14 protein-coding genes are annotated in these 19493 nt (G+C 54.1%); 7 read left to right on the top strand and 7 right to left on the bottom strand.

The window, feature by feature from the left end; translation table 11 throughout:
• Positions 1-4: 4 nt before the first annotated feature.
• The 3 genes from WBY09_RS06015 to WBY09_RS06025 form a co-directional block, all read right to left on the bottom strand.
• Positions 5-1873 carry a DUF294 nucleotidyltransferase-like domain-containing protein gene (locus tag WBY09_RS06015; protein WP_286791972.1) on the bottom strand — a complete coding sequence of 623 codons (1869 nt, stop codon included), beginning with the start codon at positions 1871-1873 and terminating at the stop codon, positions 5-7.
• A 122-nt stretch (positions 1874-1995) separates the two neighbouring features.
• Positions 1996-3762 (bottom strand): sodium:solute symporter family protein, encoded by a 1767-nt coding sequence (locus WBY09_RS06020; RefSeq protein WP_064779619.1) that lies wholly within the window; start codon positions 3760-3762, stop codon positions 1996-1998.
• 24 nt (positions 3763-3786) lie between these two features.
• A complete protein-coding gene (locus WBY09_RS06025; protein WP_008889559.1) occupies positions 3787-4044 on the bottom strand; it encodes a DUF4212 domain-containing protein in 258 nt (85 codons plus the stop codon).
• A 594-nt stretch (positions 4045-4638) separates the two neighbouring features.
• Here WBY09_RS06025 and ettA point away from each other — a divergent pair.
• Positions 4639-6318: an energy-dependent translational throttle protein EttA gene (gene ettA / locus WBY09_RS06030; protein ID WP_008889560.1), complete on the top strand. Its 1680-nt coding sequence runs from the start codon at positions 4639-4641 to the stop codon at positions 6316-6318.
• 128 nt (positions 6319-6446) lie between these two features.
• Here the strand turns inward: ettA and WBY09_RS06035 are convergent, their stop codons facing one another.
• Both WBY09_RS06035 and WBY09_RS06040 read right to left on the bottom strand, forming a co-directional pair.
• Complete coding sequence (locus tag WBY09_RS06035) at positions 6447-7085, bottom strand: MlaC/ttg2D family ABC transporter substrate-binding protein (protein WP_336232258.1); 639 nt, start codon at positions 7083-7085, stop codon at positions 6447-6449.
• A 9-nt stretch (positions 7086-7094) separates the two neighbouring features.
• Entirely contained in the window at positions 7095-7880 is a 786-nt protein-coding gene (locus WBY09_RS06040) for an MlaA family lipoprotein (RefSeq protein WP_336232259.1), read from the bottom strand.
• A 300-nt stretch (positions 7881-8180) separates the two neighbouring features.
• Here WBY09_RS06040 and WBY09_RS06045 point away from each other — a divergent pair, with 300 nt between their 5' ends.
• The 4 genes from WBY09_RS06045 to metH all read left to right on the top strand — a co-directional run bounded on the left by WBY09_RS06045 (position 8181) and on the right by metH (position 13949).
• Positions 8181-9158: an ArsR/SmtB family transcription factor gene (locus WBY09_RS06045; RefSeq protein ID WP_336232260.1), complete on the top strand. Its 978-nt coding sequence runs from the start codon at positions 8181-8183 to the stop codon at positions 9156-9158.
• 89 nt (positions 9159-9247) lie between these two features.
• Entirely contained in the window at positions 9248-10141 is an 894-nt protein-coding gene (gene metF / locus WBY09_RS06050) for a methylenetetrahydrofolate reductase (protein ID WP_008889564.1), read from the top strand.
• 44 nt (positions 10142-10185) lie between these two features.
• On the top strand, positions 10186-11259 hold the full coding sequence (locus WBY09_RS06055; RefSeq protein WP_336232261.1) for a homocysteine S-methyltransferase family protein: 1074 nt from the start codon (positions 10186-10188) through the stop codon (positions 11257-11259).
• Between the two features lie 38 nt (positions 11260-11297).
• Complete coding sequence (metH, locus tag WBY09_RS06060; RefSeq protein ID WP_197145625.1) at positions 11298-13949, top strand: methionine synthase; 2652 nt, start codon at positions 11298-11300, stop codon at positions 13947-13949.
• Between the two features lie 76 nt (positions 13950-14025).
• Here metH and WBY09_RS06065 read toward each other — a convergent pair whose 3' ends face one another.
• Positions 14026-15270, bottom strand: a complete 1245-nt coding sequence (locus WBY09_RS06065) for a multidrug effflux MFS transporter (protein ID WP_197145624.1) — start codon at positions 15268-15270, stop codon at positions 14026-14028.
• 296 nt (positions 15271-15566) lie between these two features.
• Here WBY09_RS06065 and WBY09_RS06070 point away from each other — a divergent pair, with 296 nt between their 5' ends.
• Positions 15567-17360 (top strand): chloride channel protein, encoded by a 1794-nt coding sequence (locus WBY09_RS06070; RefSeq protein WP_064779615.1) that lies wholly within the window; start codon positions 15567-15569, stop codon positions 17358-17360.
• A 69-nt stretch (positions 17361-17429) separates the two neighbouring features.
• Here the strand turns inward: WBY09_RS06070 and WBY09_RS06075 are convergent, their stop codons facing one another.
• Entirely contained in the window at positions 17430-18017 is a 588-nt protein-coding gene (locus WBY09_RS06075) for a hypothetical protein (RefSeq protein ID WP_197145623.1), read from the bottom strand.
• A gap of 314 nt (positions 18018-18331) precedes the next feature.
• Here WBY09_RS06075 and wecB point away from each other — a divergent pair, with 314 nt between their 5' ends.
• Positions 18332-19438, top strand: a complete 1107-nt coding sequence (gene wecB, locus WBY09_RS06080) for a non-hydrolyzing UDP-N-acetylglucosamine 2-epimerase (RefSeq protein ID WP_197145622.1) — start codon at positions 18332-18334, stop codon at positions 19436-19438.
• The last annotated feature ends 55 nt before the right edge of the window (positions 19439-19493 follow it).

Genomic DNA, 19493 nt, shown 5'->3' on the forward strand with positions numbered 1-19493 from the left:
TGGCTTACGTCCCGCTTTTGCCAAAGGCGTGCTCAAGCGCGCCCTGAAGGTTCTTGATCACCGAGAACGCATCCTTAAGATGGCTGCGCTCAAACGCCGACAGGCTTTCAGGTTGCAGGAAGTTATCGGGTTTTTCGCCACGCCGGATCTGACGGACCTGATGTTTCAGGCGGGTGATGCTAATGAATTCAAAGGCATCAAGAAGGTCTGACGCCCCCTGATTGCTGATGGATGGGAATGCCTTTACGGCATTGAGCCGCTCGTAGGTGTTTACGGCCTCGACACCGTTGGCAAGGGCGTGAATGCGGGCAACATCAACGATTGGCACCACGCCGTTATGTTTCAGATCAAGGGTCTTGTCATGTTCGCCGCCACGGATCATGACGAAATTCTTGAAGAAACCAAGCGGGACGTGATGGCTCAGCGCGTTGCCCACCATATAGGCCTGGAAAATACGGTTGTCCTTGGCCTTTGAGATGATCATGCGATGCAGGTCTTCAAACAGGCTCTTGGTGCCGTGGACCGGGCGCAGGTCAAACCAGACCGAACACAGCATCAATGATTTTGGTTCGGGTTGTTCGATCCATTTGTTGAAATAGTGCTGCCAGGTGCGCACAGGTTGCCGCCACTCATCTGTTCTGGCCATCATTTCACCGGGGCAATAGACGTAGCCAACCTTGTTCAGGCCATCACAGACAAAGTCGGCAAGATTTTTGAAATATTCCCCGTGCTGATCCGCGTCATAGGCGTCATCAATAATCAGGCAATTGTCCTGATCCGAAAGTGCCGTTTGTTCCTGGCGGCCTTGTGACCCACCAGCCATCCAGACATAGGGAACCGGCGGGGGGCCGAATTCTTCCTCTGCCAGTTGCAGCAGCCGGGCGGTCGCCGCATCCGAAAGGGTCGTTACGATATGTCCGGCATTTTGCGATGTCGCGCCCGCTTCAATCAGGTGACTAAGAAGTTCGGGGACTTGGGCGATGACCTTTGCCATTTCTTCGGGTTCGGTCAGTTTGCCAATGCGGCCTGCCATGTAAACAGCCGACAGCGACTGGCGCGCCAGCAAGTTGTTGGTGGTGATCATGCCAACCGCCTTGCCGTCCTTCATCACCGGCAGATGACGGATATTGTTGCGTGTCATGGTCAGAAGCGCGTCAAACGCATACTGATCGGGGTCTATCGAGATCGGCTTCTCGGTCATGATGGCCGTTACCGGCTCATCATAACTGCGGCCCTTGGCGATGACACGATTGCGCAGGTCACGGTCGGTCATGATCCCGGCAACGCCGTCACCGCCTTCGGTGATCAGCAGACAGGAAACGCGTTCCTTGCTCATCAACTGGCCAGCTTCAAGGATCGATGCCGACTTGTCGATGCTGACCAGTTCGCGCGCTATCAGGTCACTGACCTTCACACTCATCAGTTTGAGCTGATCGTCATCGCGACTTTCGAGCAACTGCATGCCACTTCGCAGCCGCTCGCCACCCATCTGAGCGAAGAAATAGCTGAATTGCGGATACTTGCCCGTCAGCGCATGAAAATCCTTCTCGGGCAGCAAGTAACACAGGCTGTCTTCGAGAGTTGTAATGTTATTTGCCGCGCGCCCGTTCTGATACATCGCGCGCACACCAAAGCATTCACCCTCTGAAAGGCGGGCAAGCAACTGCCCGTTCGGGTCGCGGGTTTCGGTGCCGCCGGTGCGGATGATGTAAAGATGAAGGCATTGTTCCTCGGGCGAGAGGACCTTGGTCCCTGCGCGGAAATAGCGGGCCGAGAGGCGCTTTGGCAGGGCGTTGATTTCTTCGTCAGGTAACAGATCGAACGGGTGGTGCTGTTTTAGAAACTCGGCAATTTCTTCGAGTTCGATGCTCATGACTGTTTTCCTCCGCAAGGGCATGCCCTGAGTGCATTGTTGCCTGACTAAGGCCGAAAAGAAAAGCCCCCGGATCAATGATCCGGGGGCCTGCAACAGTTCCTGGCAAACCAGTTGACCGATTAGTGGTCAACTGCGCCACCGGCTCCTTTCGGAACGCGGATGTCTTCAATCATGTGCTGGATATGCTCTGGCGGCTCAGCGGTGACTTTCGACACAGCGAAAGCAACGATGAAGTTGAGGAGCATACCAACGACGCCAATGCCTTCCGGCGAGATGCCGAACAGCCAGTTTGCTTCGACGTTCTCGATCAGCACCGGGATAAAGATGCCCTTGTAGGACATGATATAACCCATGGTGAAGATCAGACCCACCAGCATCCCGGCAATAGCACCTTCACGGTTAACCTTCTTGGAGAAGATACCCATGATGATAACCGGGAACAGCGAGGATGCGGCAAGGCCGAAGGCGAAGGCCACCACCTGTGCCACAAAGCCCGGAGGATTGTAGCCCAGATAACCGGCAATCACGATTGCGACCGCAGCCGCAACACGCCCGGCCATCAGTTCCTGTCCTTCTGTCATGTTCGGTGTGAACGTGCCTTTGAGAAGGTCATGTGAAACGCCCGACGAAATCACAAGCAGCAGACCAGCAGCTGTTGAAAGTGCTGCGGCGATACCACCCGCTGCGACCAGGGCAATGACCCAGTTCGGAAGCTGTGCGATTTCCGGGTTGGCAAGAACCATGATGTCACGGTCAACGCTCAGTTCGTTACCAGCCCAGCCATATTCGGCTGCTTTGGTCGCAAACTCTGCGTTCGCATCGTTGTAATACTGGATGCGGCCGTCACCGTTCTTGTCTTCGAACTTCAGAAGGCCGGTTGCTTCCCAGCGCTTCATCCAGTCCGGACGTTCTTCATAGACGAGGTTACCGTCTTCTGCGCCCACTTCACCGGTCTGGATGGTGTCGGTCAGGTTCAGGCGAGCCATTGCACCAACTGCCGGAGCAGTGGTGTACAGCAGCGCAATGAAGACCAGCGCCCAACCGGCCGAAGAACGTGCATCACGGACTTTCGGAACGGTGAAGAAGCGAACGATAACGTGTGGAAGACCGGCAGTACCAACCATCAGTGCAAGCGTGATTGCAAAGATATCAATCGTTGACTTGTTGGTGGTGGTGTATTCGAGGAAGCCGAGTTCCGTCACAACCTGGTTCAGGCGATCAAGCATGTATTCGCCAGTGCCATTCACGGTCGAGCCAAATGCCAGCTGCGGCAGCGGATTGCCGGTCAGCTGGAAGGCAATGAAGATTGCCGGAATGGTGTAGGCAATAATAAGAACGCAATATTGTGCAACCTGGGTATAGGTAATGCCCTTCATGCCGCCAAGAACAGCATAGATGAAGACGATGCCCATGCCGACGATCAGGCCGGTGAGGAGTTCAACTTCAAGGAAGCGCGAGAACACGATACCAACGCCGCGCATCTGACCTGCCACATAGGTAAACGAGATAAAGATCAGGCAGATAACAGCAACGATACGGGCGGTTCTGGAATAATAACGATCCCCGATGAATTCCGGCACGGTGAATTTGCCGTACTTGCGAAGGTACGGTGCCAGAAGCATCGCCAGCAGGCAGTAGCCACCTGTCCAGCCCATGAGGTAAACCGAGCCGCCATAGCCAAGGAAGGCAATGAGGCCAGCCATAGAGATAAAGGAAGCAGCCGACATCCAGTCTGCTGCGGTCGCCATGCCGTTGACGACCGGGTTAACACCTTTGCCAGCGACATAGAATTCGCCGGTGGTGCTTGCCTTGGCCCAGATCGCGATGCCGATATACAGCGCGAAGCTCAAGCCGACGGCAATATATGTAAGGGTGGTAAGATCCATCTTGTCTGTCTCCCTGATCCTGCGTCAGTCGTCTTCACGAACGCCGAATTCGCGATCCAGTTTGTTCATCTTGGCCACATAGACGAAAATCAGTGCGACAAAGACGTAAATGGACCCCTGTTGAGCAAACCAGAAACCAAGCTGGAAGCCCGCGATTTCGATAGAGTTGAGGGCATCGACAAACAAGATGCCGAAACCGTAGGAAACGATGAACCAGATCGCGATAAGGACCGAGACCAGCTTCACGTTTCTCTTCCAGTAGGCTGCGCTTTGTTCATCCATCGCGCGTCTCCTTCCTAGAAATGATAACTTTCCCTGCCGACATATTTTTATGCTGTGTTTGTCGGCCGCATGAATGCGTGGCGTTGAATGCATCAAGACACACTCATTGCCTGTAAAGCTCGATACCAGTTTTCGAGAGTCGCCATAAGCTAATCATTAGTCGTATAGAACAGGGTGTTAGAAGGTGTTCTGCCCCAACGTCGAATAAAAATAGTGACAGAATCCGGGCGGTTTTCACTGTGTGCATTGCAGCATTTTAAGGTTGAAAAACATTGCGTCTAAGTGCCTAAAAAGTGACGTTTTTATAACTTAAGGGACCCATCACGGTCCGATGCGGCTATTTTTTGACTGAAATCGACGCAAATTTCGTTTGCCTAACCGGAATGACGTCGCCGACGCGAGATTGCTTGATGCACCTTGTTTCATCTCGCTACTTGGCATGTTTTGATAGCATGTGAGCTGTCTGCGGTTTGAAGTTGTTAAGAGCCTGCCTGTCGGTTACAAACGGGCACAGTATTTCAGGCATGCGTATGAGTATGCCGAAGTGTTTCAGCCCAACAGGGCGGACCCAACGACTTTTGGATGGGGAATTTAATGGCATCCTACCAGTATATTTACGTCATGAAGGACCTGACCAAGATCCTTCCGGGCGGTCGCGAACTTTTCAAGGGCATCACACTGTCCTTCCTGCCAGGCGTAAAAATCGGTGTTCTGGGCAACAACGGCGCAGGTAAATCGACCCTGCTGAAAATCATGGCCGGCATCGAAAAGGATTACGCCGGTGAAGCCTGGCCTGCCGAAGGTGTCAATGTCGGCTATCTTGAGCAGGAACCGCAGCTCAATCCGGAGAAAGACGTTCTTGGCAACGTCATGGAAGGGTGTGGCTCGATTGTTGACGATCTTGCACGCTTCAACGAAATCAGCGGCAAGTTTGCCGAGCCGATGACCGATGACGAAATGAATGACCTCCTTGCCGAGCAGGGTGAACTTCAGGAACGCATCGATGCGGCCAATGGCTGGGATCTGGAACGCACCCTTGAGATCGCGATGGACGCCCTGCGTTGTCCGCCGAAGGATGCGGACGTAACCAAGCTTTCAGGTGGTGAGCGCCGTCGTGTCGCGCTTTGCCGCCTTTTGCTTGCAAAGCCCGACATTCTGCTGCTTGACGAACCGACCAACCACCTTGACGCTGAGTCGGTTGCGTGGCTTGAACGCCACCTTGAAGATTATCAGGGTACTGTCATTCTGGTCACCCACGATCGTTACTTCCTTGATAACGTCACGGGCTGGATTTTGGAACTTGACCGCGGTCAGGGCATTCCGTTCGAAGGCAACTATTCCTCCTGGCTTGAGCAGAAGCAAAAGCGTCTGGAACAGGAATCCCGTCAGGAAGGCAGCCGCCAGAAACAGCTTGCCACCGAGCTTGAGTGGATCCGTCAGAACCCGAAAGGTCGTCAGGCAAAATCCAAGGCCCGTGTCCGTGCCTATGACGATCTTGTCGCCGAGGCCGCAAAAGCGGTGCCGGATTCCACCAAGATCGTTATCCCGATTGCCGAGCGTCTTGGTAACGAAGTTATCACTGCCGAAGGCCTGACCAAGGCATATGGTGACAAGCTTTTGTTTGAAAACCTTGATTTCCGCCTGCCGCCGGGTGGCATCGTTGGTGTGATCGGTCCGAACGGTGCGGGTAAAACCACCCTGTTCAAGATGCTGACGGGTGCTGACACCCCGGACGCAGGAACGCTCAAGATCGGTGATACCGTCAAGATGGGCTATGTCGATCAGTCGCGTGACTCGCTTGATCCGAACAAAACCGTTTGGCAGGAAGTTTCCGATGGCCTCGACGAGATCCTTTTGGGCAAGCGTCCGATGTCGTCGCGTGCCTATGTGTCACAGTTCGCCTTCAAGGGTGCAGATCAGCAGAAAAAAGTCGGTCAGTTGTCGGGGGGTGAACGTAACCGTGTTCACCTTGCCAAGATGCTGAAGTCTGGTGCAAACGTTCTGCTGCTTGACGAACCGACCAATGATCTTGACGTCGATACCCTGCGTGCGCTTGAGGAGGGTCTTCTCGAGTTTGCCGGTTGCGCTGTGGTCATCTCGCACGATCGCTTCTTCCTTGACCGAATTGCCACCCATATTCTGGCCTATGAGGGCAACTCGCATGTCGAGTGGTTCGAAGGGAACTATCAGGAATATGAAGCCGACTACAAACGTCGCTATGGTGAAGAGGCAAGCCGCCCGCACCGTATCAAATACAAGCCGCTGACCCGCTAAGACGGTTTTGCGCTTTGAGATTAAAGGCCACCTTCGGGTGGCCTTTTTTATGCCCGTATGTCAGATGCAAAAAAGCCACCGTCGCAAGGATGGTGGCTTTTGTATTCGGATATTAAGGCGGGCTTCGATCAGAGACCGGTTTTTGCCTTGAGTGCAGCGGTCAGGGCGCCGACATCGTCATTGTTCTGTTGGATGACCGATGTGAACTCATCGCGCTGGGTGATGCCCATGCTCAGACCTTCGATGGAAACATCAATGATCTTGTAGCTGTCATCAAACATCCGCATCCGCCAAACAATGTTTACCGGCGGGCCGTCCGGGCGGACGAACTGCGAATCGACAAAGGTGTCTTTGTTCTTCTGGGTCTCATCACCGACGACAAACTGTTCGCCGTTGAATTCCTTGAACTGGTTTGCGTAGTTGAGCGCCAGATAGTTCTGCAGCAGGACTGAAAACTCCTCGATCTCCGCTTCGGAAATCGAACGCCAGTAACGCCCCAGAACGAAGCGAGAAACGACATCCATTGCAAAATAGCGATCCATCAGGGACACAAATTTTTTGCGGCGAACATCGTCGGCAAGGCTTTGATCCGTCAGTTCATTCATGGCTTGGTCGGCCATGCTCTGAATGACATTTGCTGCGCTGGTTTCGACAGCGACTTCAGCAACAACGTTTGAAGACAAACCCGTTGCCGACGCCGGACCAGACCAAGCGGCTGCGACGGCGATCATCGCGGCGGTTGATATGGCGATTTTGCTGTTTACCATGACCGGCTCTTACTGGCTTGCAGCTTCGACAGCATCGTCGAAGTCAAAAGATGCACTTTCGTCTTCTACAGCGAATTCTGGCGACGGGCCACCATTGCGAATCATCTGATTGCGTTGCTGACGATAGAGGCTGCGCAGAGCGGCGTAGTAGTCGATAGACGACTTTTGCAGTTCGTTCAGCTGATTGATCGTCGCGTAACGATAATGCAGGGCTGTAAGACCAATGGAGCCAAGATAGAGGGCTTCGGCGGTATCGCTGTTCTGTGCGCCCCATGTCAGCGGGTTGGCGACATAGTCAACACCGATGCCGGCTGTATCACGCAGGTTGGACGGGCCAAGCAGCGGAAGCACAATGTAAGGGCCACCGCCAATGCCGTAATGGGCAAGGGTCTGACCAAAATCTTCGCGACGGTACGGAATGCCGAAATCAGATGCGACATCATTGAAACCAAGGAAACCAAGCGTCGAGTTCATGATGAAACGCTGGAACGAGGCAGCAGCCTGATCCGGGTCACCCTGCAGCAAAGCGTTGAACGAGTTCAACGGTTCGTTGATGTTGCGCACGAAGCTCGCGACGGAGGTTTTAACAGGTTCCGGGGCAATGTCGCGGTACCACATTGCAGCAGGATACAGGACCATGAAATCGACCGCGCCGTTAACACCGTGAACCACGCGGTTCACCGGTTCAAGCGGATCATAATCACTCGTGTCCTGAGCGGGTTCTGTCGATGCGCACGCGGTCAGCAAAGACAGCGATCCTGCGGCACAAAGCGAAAGCAAAGTTCGAAACTTCATTATTTTTAGCCAACCGATGTTCGATACACAGACTTCCCCGACCCGAAACGCTTTTGATGCGGAACACCAAAAAACGTTACCGATCAATCCCCTGCTCGAAGGGCGATCATGTAACGCGCACGCCTCAGATATCCATTTGGTTAGCATAGGGTGAAATTAAACACCAGCATACAAAAAGTTGATCAGGATCAAGCAGTTTTCAGGTGTGGCATTTAGGCAACAAGTTTTCACGCGAAAATAGCGCTTGAACAAATATAAACATATCTTTATATCTTTCTTGTCAACGTGGAGGGCATTGGTATGGAACAGGTTCTGGCAAGATTGCGCGCAGCTGCTGAAGCAACGCGGCTTCGCTTGCTGGCGATCTGTGCCGAGTGCGAATTGACCGTCAGCGAGATCACCCAGATCATCGGTCAGAGCCAGCCGCGCGTCTCCCGACACCTTAAATTATTGTGCGAAGCAGGCCTGCTTGTCCGGTTCCGCGAAGGGACTTGGGTCTTCTATCGCACCCCGCATTCCGGGCCGGGTGCCGACCTTGTGCAGCCTGTGCTGGATTTGCTGCCAAAAGATGACGAGACGCTTGCACTTGATCGTGCTCGTCTGGATCAAGTGAAGGCAGAACGCGAAAAGATCGCGACAGAATATTTCCGCGCCAACGCCGAAGACTGGGATCGGATTCGCTCGCTGCATGTCGACGAGGCGGTTGTTGAAAAAGCATTGCTTGAAGCGGTTGGTGATCTGGCCGGTGGCCGGATTCTAGATGTCGGAACAGGTACCGGGCGTATTCTTGAGCTTCTCGGGCGCAATGCCGAAGAGGGCGTTGGGGTTGATATGTCACGCGAAATGCTGGCTGTTGCGCGCGCACGCTTGCAGCGAGCAGACCTGTCCAACTGCCTTGTTCGACAAGCCGACATGTATCAGTTGCCTTATCCCGGCGGCATGTTTGATGTGGTGACCCTGCATCAGGTGCTGCATTTCGCTGAAAAGCCCGAGGCGGCCCTTGCCGAGGCAGCACGCGTTCTGGCCCCCGGGGGCAAGCTTGTCATTGTCGACTTTGCCCAGCACGAACAGGAAGAACTGCGCGAAGAACATGCGCACCGACGTCTTGGTTTTGATGACGCGTCCATCAATGACTGGTTCCGCGCCAGCGGTCTTGAGCCTGGCAACGTTGTCAGTTTGCCGGGCAAGCCACTGACGGTTCGGATCTGGATGGCTCGCCCGACATCGGCACAAGCCGCGGACAAAGTTCAAAGAAATTCAGAAAAGGCTGCGGAATAACGCGCAGCATGTATTGAAAATAACCAGATAGAAAGACCGACCCAAGGGTTCAGCCTGCGGGAAAGCGAAGACAGGATTGAGATATCGATATGATGACGGTTCCAGAAATCAACGCAGTACGCAAACACCTCAAGGTTTCGTTCGAGTTCTTCCCGCCGAAAACGGAGAAGATGGAAGAAACCATGTGGCGGTCGATCCATCGGCTTGCGCCGCTCAATCCGTCTTTTGTTTCGGTGACCTATGGGGCGGGCGGCACCACACGTGATCGCACCCATGGCAGCGTCACCCGTATTCAGGGCGAAACCGGCATTCCGGCTGCGGCGCATTTGACCTGTGTCGGTCACACCAAGGAAGAGATCGATCAGATCGCGCGCAGCTACTGGAACGAGGGTATCCGTTCCATCGTTGCTCTTCGCGGAGATTTGCCGGATGCGGGTGACAAGTATGAACCGACCCCGGGTGGCTATGCCTATGCGGTTGATCTGGTTGCCGGCCTTAAGGAAATTGCCGATTTTGATATTTCGGTATCAGCCTATCCGGAAACCCATCCGGATGCGCCGAGTTCCGATTTCGAGATCGATTATCTGAAACGCAAGATCGATGCGGGCGCCAACCGGGCGATTACCCAGTTCTTCTTTGATAACGAAACCTATCTGCGGTTCCGTGACAAATGTGTCGCTGCGGGCATCGAAGCACCCATCGTTCCGGGCATTTTGCCAGTGACAAACTTTGCGTCGCTCTTGAAATTTGCCGATATGTGTGGTGCTTCTGTGCCGCAACGTTTGCATTGGCGTTTCGAAGGGCTTGATGAAGATCCCGATACCCGTCGCATGGTCGCGTTCCACGAAGCCATTTCACAGGTGGAGGGTTTGATCAGCGAAGGGGTGACCGACTTCCACTTCTATACGCTTAACCGTGCCGAACTGACATATGCCATCTGCCATGCGCTGGGCATTCGCGGAACCGAACAGGTTGCAGCCTGAAACTGGTTTTGCCCTGTAACCCGGACGCATGAAGAATTGATTGGATGAAAATGATGAATGACCGCAAGGAACGCATTGCCCTGCTGCGCAAACGGGCCGAGGAAAAGATACTGATCCTTGATGGCGCAATGGGCACGATGATCCAGAAGCACAAGCTGACCGAGGAAGACTATCGCGGCGAACGCTTTGCCGACTGGAAGCAGGACGTCAAAGGCAATAACGACCTTTTGTCGCTGACCCAGCCGGACATCATCAAGGACATCCATCTGCAGTACATCGCGGCCGGCGCGGACCTGAACGGGACCAACACGTTTAGCGCGACAACCATTGCCCAGGCCGATTACGGCATGGAAGACTTGGCCTACGAGATCAATTTCGAAAGTGCCAAGATTGCGCGCGCCGCCTGTGATGAGTGGGAAGCCGCCCATCCGGGGGATGTGCGCTTTGTAAATGGTGCCATCGGCCCGACCAACCGTACGGCATCGATTTCGCCGGATGTGAACAATCCCGGCTTCCGCGCCATCACCTTTGATCAGCTCAAAGAGGCATATAAGGAAGCCACGACCGGTTTGCTGGATGGCGGGGCGGATACGCTGCTGGTGGAAACCATCTTTGATACGCTCAATGCCAAGGCAGCTTTGTTTGCCATTGACGAGGTTCTCGACGAACGCGGTGAAGATGTTCCGGTGCTGATTTCCGGCACGATCACCGATGCATCCGGCCGGACACTTTCGGGGCAGACGACAGAGGCGTTTTATAACTCCGTGCGTCATACCAAGCCGTTCTCGATTGGTCTGAACTGCGCATTGGGTGCCGCACAGCTGCGCCCCTATGTTCAGGAACTGTCGCGCATTGCCGAATGCCGCGTTTCGGTTTACCCCAATGCGGGCCTTCCCAACGAGTTTGGTGAATATGACCAGACCGATGCTGAAATGGCCGAACTGGTCAAGGAATGGGCCGATACTGGCATGGTCAATCTGCTGGGGGGCTGCTGTGGTACGACACCGCCGCACATCAAGGCGATTGCCGATGCAGTGGCAAATGCCAAGCCGCGCGTTGTGCCGAAGTTTGAGCCAAGAATGCGTCTGTCCGGCCTTGAGCCGTTTGATGCTGCGTAAATCTGATATTGATAGCTGAAAAGAGATCGAAAAGACCCATGACCGACATTTCCAGATTTATCAATATTGGTGAGCGGACCAACGTCGCCGGATCGCTGAAATTCAAGAAGCTGATCGTCGAAGAAGATTACGATGCAGCCCTTGAGATTGCCCGTCAGCAGGTCGAAAACGGTGCGCAGATAATCGACATCAACATGGATGATGCGATGCTTGACGCCGAAACGGCGATGGTCAAGTTCATCAACCTGATTGCGGCCGAGCCAGACATTGCCCGCGTTCCGATCATGGTCGACAGTTCCAAATGGAACGTGATCGAAGCGGGTCTGAAATGCTTACAAGGCAAGGGTATTGTTAACTCGATCAGCCTGAAGGAAGGCGAAGAACCCTTCATCGAACAGGCCAAAAAACTGCGCCGCTATGGCGCGGCAGTTGTCGTCATGGCCTTTGATGAAAAAGGTCAGGCCGATACGGTTGATCGCAAGTTCGAAATCTGCAAACGCAGCTATGACGTGCTGGTCGATAAGGTTGGCTTCCCGCCTGAAGACATCATTTTCGATCCGAACATCTTTGCCGTCGCGACCGGTATCGAAGAGCACGACAATTATGCTGTCGACTTCATCGAAGCCTGCAAGCTGATCAAAAAACACCTGCCATACGCCAAGATTTCCGGTGGTGTTTCCAACGTTTCCTTCTCGTTCCGGGGCAACAACCCGGTCCGCGAAGCGATGCACTCGGTCTTCCTGTATCACGCCATCAAGGCGGGACTGGATATGGGGATCGTCAATGCCGGCCAGCTGGTTGTGTATGAAGAAATCCCGGCAGAACTGCGTGAACGCGTCGAAGACGTCATCCTGAACCGTCGTTCGGATGCGACCGACCGTTTGCTCGAAGTTGCCGAGAAATACAAAGGCACAGGCGGGCCTGAGAAAAAGGCCGACCTTGAATGGCGTAAAAAGCCGGTCAAGGAACGTCTGGCGCATGCCCTGATCAACGGTATTGCCGAGTTCGTCGAAGAAGACACCGAGGAAGCCCGTCAACAGGCAGACAAGCCGCTGCATGTGATTGAAGGTCCGTTGATGGACGGCATGAACATCGTTGGTGACCTGTTCGGTGACGGCAAGATGTTCCTGCCGCAGGTGGTGAAATCCGCGCGTGTGATGAAAAAGGCGGTGGCCTATCTGATTCCCTTCATCGAAGAGGAAAAAGATGGCAAGCACGAAACCAACGGCAAGATCTTGCTAGCGACCGTTAAGGGCGACGTGCATGACATCGGCAAGAACATCGTTGGTGTGGTGCTGCAATGTAACAACTTCGAGGTCATCGACCTTGGCGTGATGGTGCCGACCCAGAAAATCATTGAAACCGCCAAGGCCGAAAAGGTCGACATGATCGGTTTGTCGGGCCTGATTACCCCGTCGCTTGAAGAAATGACCTATGTCGCGGCCGAAATGGAACGCGAAGGGCTGGATATTCCGCTTCTGATTGGCGGGGCGACAACGTCGAAGGTCCATACCGCGGTTAAAATCGCGCCGAACTATCTGAAATCGTCTGTGGTGTACGTCATCGACGCATCGCGTGCCGTTGGTGTTGCCAGCAATTTGCTTTCAAAAACCAATGGCGAACGCTTTGCTGAGGAAATTCGCAACGAGTATATCGCGATGGCTGAAAAGCATGCAGCACAGCAACTGCAGAAAAAGCGTTTCTCGATTGTCGACGCACGTGCCAACAAGGTTCAGCTCGATTGGGACAACTTTGAAGCACCGGTTCCGCTTAAACCCGGTATCACCCTGTTTGAAGATTTTGATCTTGAAGAACTGGTGTCGCGCTTTGACTGGAAGCCGTTCTTCGAGACCTGGGAACTTCATGGCCGTTTCCCCGACATCCTGAAGGATGAAAAGGTCGGCGAAACGGCGCGGAGCCTTTATGCGGACGCGCAGGAAATGCTTAAAAAAATCGTTGCCGAAAAATGGTTCAAACCCAAGGCGGTTGTCGGTCTGTGGCCAGCCAACTCGATAGGCGATGATATCGAAGTTACCCCGGCGCCAGAGAAGAATGAGGCGGTGATGCTCCATACCCTGCGTCAGCAGATGTATCGCGAGAACAACAAGCGTCCGAACCGCGCGTTGGCCGACTATATCGCGCCAAAAGACAGCGGCAAGACCGACTATATCGGTGCCTTCGTTGTTACCGCCGGGCCAGAAGTCGAAGAAATCTCTGCCAAGCTTGAAGCAGAGCATGATGATTACAATGCCATCCTGGTCAAGGCGCTGGGCGACCGTTTTGCCGAAGCCTTCGCCGAGCATATGCACGAGAAAGTTCGTAAGGAGCTTTGGGGCTATGCACCGGACGAGGCGCTTGGCAATGATGATCTGATTGCCGAAAAATATCGCGGTATCCGTCCGGCACCGGGTTATCCGGCCTGCCCGGAACACACTGAAAAGGGCATTCTTTGGGATCTTTTGGACGCAGAGAAGAATGTTGGTGTGTCGCTGACTGAAAGCTATGCCATGACACCAACCTCTTCAGTGAGCGGTTTTTACTTTGCCAACCCGGAAGCCAAGTATTTTGGCCTTGGTAAAATCGAACGCGATCAGGTGGAAAGCTATGCCGAGCGCAAGGGCATGACCCTGGCAGAGGCAGAACGTTGGTTGGCACCGAACCTGAATTACGATCCGCGTCAGGCGAAATAAACGCCTGTCCGGTCGCAAGGAAAAGCCCCGCAGACTGCACTCTGCGGGGCTTTTTTGTGTCCAGGAATGTCGGTGCCTAGTGGCTTGCCCGACAGAACTTGCCGCGTTCAGTGATGCCAACAATCACAATGCCAATCAGGCCAAGCACGAAGTAACCGACCAGAAGCGGGATGACAGTGCCATTGAACTGCTGCCCGATAATCCCGCCGGCAATGACGCCGATCAACGTGCTGTAAACACCGGTGATCGAGGAGGCAGTGCCGGCAATCGCCCCGACCGGCTCCATCGCAAGCGAGTTGAAGTTCGGCATGGTCAGCGAAAAACAGAACAGGATTGTTGTGAGGCCGATGCCAAAGACGAACAAGGGCGGATGCCCGTCAAACCAGAGCGCAATGAGAACATTGATCAGGCTGCTGGCGGTCAAGAAGAACAGCGCGACATGAGAAATCTTGTGCATGCCGATCTTGCGTACCAGGCGCGCATTGATAAATGACGAGAAACTCATGCAGGCGGCAATCATGCCAAATGCCAGCGGGAACCAGACACCAAGCCCGTAAACCTCGGTTTCAAAGATTTGCTGAGCCGATCCGATATAGGCCATCAGGCAGGCAAACATGACGCCCATCGCCGTGGCATAGCCGAATGTCTGACGATTGGTGACGGTGGTTTTGATGTCGCGTGCGATCCGTCGCATCGACAATTTATGCCGATATTCCGGATGCAGGGTTTCAGGCATACGCAGCAGGTACCAGCAGACAATCGCAATCGCGAGGACCAAGGTGCTGACGAAAATCATATGCCAGTTGGCCAGGGCTAAAATCAGGCTGCCTGATGCCGGGGCGAACACAGGCAGAATGATGAACACCATCATGACAAACGACATGACGCGGGCCATTTCGCGCCCTTCGAAACAATCGCGCGTGATCGCCATGGTCAAAACCCGCGGTGCAGCCGCGCCAAGACCCTGCACGAAACGTGCAATAAGAAGGTGCTCATAGCTGTCGGCAAAGATCGCCATCACGGTGCCGATGCAATAAATGCCAAGTCCTGCGATCAGGGTGGGGCGGCGACCAAAACTATCGGCAAGCGGGCCATAAACGATCTGCATCAGGCCAAACGCGATCATGAAGACATAAATCAGCATCTGCATGCGGTTGCCGTCTTCGATGCCAAAGTCTTGCGCGATTGGGCCAAAGGCCGGCAGCAGATTGTCAATCGACAGGGCAACTAGCCCGATGGTGATTGCCATCAGACAGATAAATTCAACAAGACCGGGCAGCGGCCGCGCCGCCTGTGTACCCGTTGGTCGGTGGTCATTCATTGTTTTTGGTTCCGTTGAGAACGATTGGTGGCGTTTCTGGCCCTGCTTTCACGCGAGACGGGCAGAATGCTGTATTTCGTATGATTTTGGCAATGACGGTTTTCTGAAACGGGATCGCGGCACTGGGGATGCGCTGAATCCGGGTCACTTGTTGTGGCATATCTATCCGGATCAATCAACGGGCGTCAGGAATGCGAAATTAAACATGGTGGTTCTTGTCTTTACCCTTTATTCGCAGGAAAAGCTGATCCTAAGATCATGCGCACAATCAATTCGCCAACCCCGGTATTGCTGACATGGCTGAAAAGCTTTTGAAATCGAACATCTTTTTGAACCGCATGCGTCGCATCGTCAAAAGCGAGCAGCTGGTTCTGTCGATTTTGGCAATGATTGTCGGGGCACTGGCCGGGGGCGGCGCCATCCTGTTCCGAGATGGCTTGTTGCTTGTCCAGTCGTTGTTTTTCGGGACTGGCGAAGAAGCCCTTCACCGGCATCTTAGTGAAATTCCCGTCTGGCAACTTATCCTGGCCCCGGCGGTGGGCGGTCTGATTGTCGGGATTTTCATCTACAAGTTCCTGCCGGAAAGAAGACCGCACGGGGTTGCCGATGTGATCGACGCGGCATCGTTCCATGACGCGCGGATGTCGACCCGCTGCGGGATCAAAAGTGCGATTGCCAGTGCGGTGTCGCTTGGCAGTGGGGCATCCCTTGGCCGTGAAGGACCGGTTGTCCATATGGGCGCATCATTTGGCGCGTGGCTGGCGCGCATTCTTCATTTGCGCCGTTCGGCATCCCGAACACTTTTGGGGTGTGGCGTGGCATCAGCGGTGGCGGCATCGTTCAACGCGCCGCTCGCGGGCGCCCTTTTTGCCCATGAAGTTGCCCTGGGTCATTATGCCCTGACGGCTTTCGCGCCGATTGTGCTGGCATCGGTTACCGGTACGGTCATAACGCGCATCTATTACGGCGATGAGGTCGCCTTCCTGATCCCGGGGCATGAAATCCAGTCTTTTTGGGAGTTCCCGGCTTTTGCGCTTTTGGGGATTATTGCCGGTGTGGCGGCGGTTCTGGTCGTGCGCGCCATCCCGGTCGTGCAAAAAACGGCAAATCGGACCAATGCACCGCTTTGGCTGCGTCCGGCGGTTGCCGGGCTGATTGTTGGCCTGATTGCGTTGGTCTTTCCGCAGATTGTCGGTGTCGGCTATGGGGCGATGAACGATGCGCTTAATGAAAGCTACAGCCTGACTTTCCTGATCGGCTTGTTGCTTGCCAAGGGCTTTGCCGTTTCGATCTGCATGGGGCTTGGTTTTGCGGGCGGCATGTTCAGCCCAGCACTTTTCCTTGGTGCAATGCTGGGCGGGGCATTCGGGATGATCGCAACGAGTGCCTTTCCCGAGCTATCATCTGGCTATTCGGCCTACACTCTTGTTGGCATGGGGGCTGTTGCCGCGGCCATCCTTGGTGCACCGATTTCAACGACCCTGATCATCTTTGAATTGACCGGTGACTATGCGTTGACGGTTGCGGTGATGGTGGCATCTGTCCTGGCGACCGTGGTGATGGATCAGTTCCAGGGCGGATCTTTTTTCCAGTGGCAATTGAAATGTCGTGGTTTGTCGACGCGCTGGGGTAGGGAAGTCAATTTGCTGCGCACGATCAAGGTGGACGAGATCATGAAGCGCGAATACGAAACCGTCCCGCTGACCGAGGGGCTGACAACTGTCCGTGAAAAGCTGATCAACGCACCCTATTCGGAGCTTTTTGTCATTGATGATCAGGGCAAACTGCACGGAACGATCACACTGACCGATTTGCGCCACGCTGCCTTTGACCCCAATCTTGGCGATGAAGTCACAGCCGGCGAGGTGGCCCGTTCAAAACCGCCGGTCCTTTACCGGACAGACAATATCGAAAAGGCCATCAAACTGATGGAGCAAACCGGCGAAGAACATCTGCCGGTTCTTAACAGCGCCGAAGAACGCCATATCATCGGCTTCGTCCATGAAAAGGATGCGATGATGGCCTATAACAACGCCTTGCTGGAACTGCAAAGCGAAGAACGCGGTGATGCACCGCCGAAGCTGTTCTAATCCGATCCGCAATGAAAAAGAGCAGCGCTATTTTGCGCTGCTCCGTTCAAGGTTTTTAGGCCGATGTAATCAGGCGGCCAATGCAGGTTGCTGTCGTGCTGGCGAACCAGATATGACTTGGGCTGCAACCCGGCTATCAAGACCGGCAACGTTTTCTGGAATATCCGTTGCAGCCTGCTCGGCTGCATCGTCAATTTCCTGACGTTCTTTGCGTTTCTCAATTCTAGCCTGTTCGTTACGTTCCTTGTCTTTTGTCGGTAGATTGAAACTGTCACGAGCGGCAGACTTGAACTCCTCCTCGGCATCCTGCTCTGCAAGTGCAGGATCATCTTTTGCCGGATCGGAATTCGACGAGACCGGGTCTTCAGTGGTCTTGATACCGTTTGCGCTGTCATTGGCTTTGACTGCGTCCATGGCCGCAGCAAAGCTTGATGACCCGCTTCCGATATTCTGGAATTCAAGCATGACGGCTTGAACCGCGTCCGAAAGTTGGCTTTTGGAGGAGCCACCCTCAGATCCGATTGCCGCAACGCCTGAAACAGGTGCAGCGCTACCTGCGCTAAAACTTTCGATACTTTCGTGTGCACCTGACCGTTCCGCAGAACTGGCCCGGGTTGATATCGGCAACCCGTTGCCCAATCCAAAAATAGCACTCATTTCGAGATACCTTTCTTCTGGGATGCACAAAGCACAGCTGGCACTCCCAGAAGACCTCCGGGGGCGTCAGACATGCTTACCACCGGAAATCAAAGCAATTTTCAGACCATGGATGCTGAAAGCGCGGGTGAGCAAGTCACATACAGAGACCATGAAGTAGGCCGATGATGTTATTTGGTATTTCTGATCCCCCAGCTGTGACAACCTACGGCAAAAAATACCGATACCAAAGAGGGTTATGGGAAGCCGGACTTATCTATTAGGCTACGTGAAAACGGCCAAACTTTTCCAGAAGCAGGATGTATCGATATAAGATGAAGCTTCACCTCGTTGCCGGTGCCAGACCCAACTTCATGAAGATCGCGCCGCTGTTGCGCGGATTGGCGAACCATCCGGTCATTCGTCCGTCTTTTGTCCATACGGCCCAGCATTTCGACGACGCGATGTCTTCGACTATCTGGCGAGAGCTTGGATTGCCGGACCCTGATCATGTCCTGAACTGTGAGCCATTCGAAAATGGCGATCCCATTGTCGGAATGATGCAGGCATATGAGGCACTTTGTCATGAAGACCGACCCGACATGGTTCTGGTTGTCGGGGATGTTAATTCATCCCGTGCCGCAGCCATCGTTGCAATTGAGATAAACGTGCCCCTTGTTCACCTGGAAGCAGGTCTCAGATGCTTTGATCCTGAAATGCCCGAAGAGCAAAACCGTATCGAGATAGATCACAAGGCAGATCTGTTGCTGACGCCGTCGATGGATGCAGATGAAAATTTACGGGCCGAAGGGATCACGGCCGACCGCATCAAGCGTGTAGGCAATATCATGGCTGATACGTTGGCAATCATGAAAGGAACGATTGATCAGGAAGAAAGCGCCCGCAAGCTCAATCTCGTTAAAGGTCGCTATGTCCTTGTAACCCTGCATCGGCAAAGCAATGTCGATGATCTCGGACGGCTCCATCAGATAAGCCATGCGTTGATGGCGCTCGCCACCAAAGCCGATAGCTGTTTTGTTCTTCATCCCCGGACAGAGAAGCGTCTTCGGACATCAAATTTGATGGCGGCGCTGCATAATGCCGGTGTTCGCTTGCTGCCGCCGATGGGGTATGTCGGGTTTACCAGTTTGATGCAGGACGCGGGCGTTGTCGTAACAGATTCCGGTGGTGTTCAGGAAGAAACCAGCCTGCTTGGCGTGCCATGCCTGACGCTGCGCAATTCAACCGAACGTCCAATCACGATCACGCAGGGAACCAATCAGCTTGTAGGACTTGATCAGTTGAGCCATGCGGTGATGTCCGCGCTAAGTGTTTCCGACGGTTGCAAGCGGACGCCAGCCAAACTCCCGCTGTGGGATGGTATGACGGCGTCGCGTGTTGTTCGGGAACTCGAAGCCTTTCTGCCGGGCAGAGCCGGTTGATACAAACGTTCCCGCGAAGGGCTTGGTTGACGCCCGCAATGTGGTGCAGAATGTA

Source organism: Thalassospira sp. CH_XMU1458, assembly GCF_037027205.1.
GTDB classification, from domain to species: domain Bacteria; phylum Pseudomonadota; class Alphaproteobacteria; order Rhodospirillales; family Thalassospiraceae; genus Thalassospira; species Thalassospira tepidiphila.